This is a genomic window from Moorena sp. SIO3I6, assembly GCF_010672095.1.
Map to the genome: position 1 here is coordinate 1 of NZ_JAAHHU010000879.1, position 2,034 is coordinate 2,034.

Here is a 2,034-nt window from a genome sequence, read left to right on the forward strand (position 1 = left end):
AGCAAGTCTTATGGTTGGGACTTATCACTATCTGCTTCACTCCTGGGGAATTGCCTGTTGTGGCTAGATTCCTGAGTTTATCAGCACTGGCTCAAGAACAAAACACGGTTAGCCCAGAGCAAGAAGGAACTATAACCCCTAGGGCGTGTTTTCTTGCCTCGTTATATCCTAAAAGTAGTGTGTTCAATGGGTGCATTCATGGTTCGAGGGGACGTGAAGTTTTGAACAGTGGGAGAGGTTAAAACCGTTATTACCACCACAAAAACCCCATACAGGTAAGCCCAATCACGACCGGAGAGGAAACCTTAGAAGAGTGGAGCCTTTATAGGCGATAGGCTATGCATAAAAGGGTTAAAACTCATGAAATAAGGCCGGAGATGAAACCTTAGAATAAAGAAGCCTTATTTCATATAACTTAAACTTATGATTCACAGACTGTCGCCTATAAAGGCTTCTTTATTCTTACGGTAACTTCTAACCACTCTTCTTACGGTAACTTCGTTCCCACCGACAAGTGGTCAACGGCATTCTTTGGATACTCAGAACTGGAGCGCCGTGGCGAGACCTGCCAGAACGTTATGGAAAGTGGCAAACTGTGGCAACAGGTGCGACCCGTGGCGAATTTAATTCGCCAACGGAAAGCGCACCTAACGGTTTTATCGGTGGCAAAAAGCTGGGTAGGGCAAGCAAATTGAGCGAAAATCTCCAAGCTAGAGCCGATCTTGATGGAAAACTCAATTGGCAGGTCCATTATGTAGATGGAACAGTGATACGTGCCCACCAACATGCAGCTGGTGGGAAAAAAGGGGTGAAGAAGACGAATCACGGTAGACGTTCCCGTGGTGGGTTCAGCTACCTTAATACACATACGCTTGTGTTGGTTTTGGGAAACCCCTAACCTTTCTTCTAAGTCCAGGTCACAGAAACGAGTCAATTTTTTTTGAACAATTGATGGAACTTCGAGCAGTAAAGCGTTCTGGTAGAGGTCGTCCACGTATTCGCCCCAAAAGAGTAGTTGGAGATTTTGGTTACACAGGTCGTAGAATCCGTAATTACCTCCGTCGTCGTGGTATCCGTTTTACTTTTTCCAAGACTCTCGAATGAACTACATCGTGGCCCGTTTAACCGTGAAATTTATCGACAACGCAATCTGATAGAGCGTGCTATCAACAGACCTCTTACAGTTTCGCCGCATCGCCACCCGATACGAAAAACTTGCTATAAATTATACAGCTATGTTAGAAATCGCATTAATTTTGTTGTGGTTATAGTTTGAAAACACACCCTAGGGATGCCATAGTTCAAGTAGACAGTAAGCAAGCAGAGGTGGACAAACTATTTAAACACGAACTTAGTCACGTTGGTCGCGGTGAGTTCCCAGAAGCATTACAGTCTTTCCAGCAAGCATTGATGATTTATAAACAAATCGGAAACCGCGAGGGTGAAGCTAACTCCCTGGGTAATCTCGGTATTGCATACGGTAATCTGGGAGAGTACAAAACAGCCATTGATTACCACCAAAACTCCTTAGTTATTGCTCAGGAAATCGCCGATCGCCTGGGTAAAGCTAACTCCCTGAATGATTTCGGTAGTGTATTCAATGGTCTGGGATACTACAAAACAGCGATTCATTACTACCAACAATCCTTAGACATTTTTAGGGAAATCGGAAACCGCGAGGGTGAAGCTAACTCCCTGATGGGTCTGGGTCTTGCATACGGTAATCTGGAAGAGTACAAAAAAGCAATTGATTACCACCAACAATCCATAGCTATTGCTCGGGAAATCGGAAACCGCGAGGGTGAAGCTAACTTCCTGAATAATCTGGGTGGTGCATACTATCATCTAGGAGAGTACAAAAAAGTCATTGATTACCAGGAACAATCGATAGCTATTGCTCGGGAAATAGGAAACCACGAGGCTGAAGCTGGTTACCTGAATAATCTTGGTCTTGCATACTATGAGCTGGGAGACTACAAAAAAGCCATTGATTACCACCAACAATCCATAGCTATTGCTCGGGAAAATCAATAC

General features: G+C 44.3%; 4 protein-coding genes. All 4 read left to right on the forward strand.

Annotation, left to right across the window (positions count from 1 at the left end; genetic code table 11):
- A partial coding sequence (locus tag F6K49_RS43895) for a hypothetical protein (RefSeq protein WP_293108112.1) occupies window positions 1–242 on the forward strand: 242 nt, incomplete at its 5' end.
- Window positions 243–514: 272 nt separating this feature from the next.
- Window positions 515–898 (forward strand): transposase, encoded by a 384-nt coding sequence (locus F6K49_RS53960; protein WP_366514313.1) that lies wholly within the window; start codon window positions 515–517, stop codon window positions 896–898.
- Window positions 899–933: 35 nt separating this feature from the next.
- Window positions 934–1,104 (forward strand): hypothetical protein, encoded by a 171-nt coding sequence (locus tag F6K49_RS43905; protein WP_293108121.1) that lies wholly within the window; start codon window positions 934–936, stop codon window positions 1,102–1,104.
- A 168-nt stretch (window positions 1,105–1,272) separates the two neighbouring features.
- Window positions 1,273–2,034, forward strand: a 762-nt coding sequence (locus tag F6K49_RS43910; RefSeq protein WP_293108118.1) for a tetratricopeptide repeat protein, incomplete at its 3' end; no start/stop codon positions are given.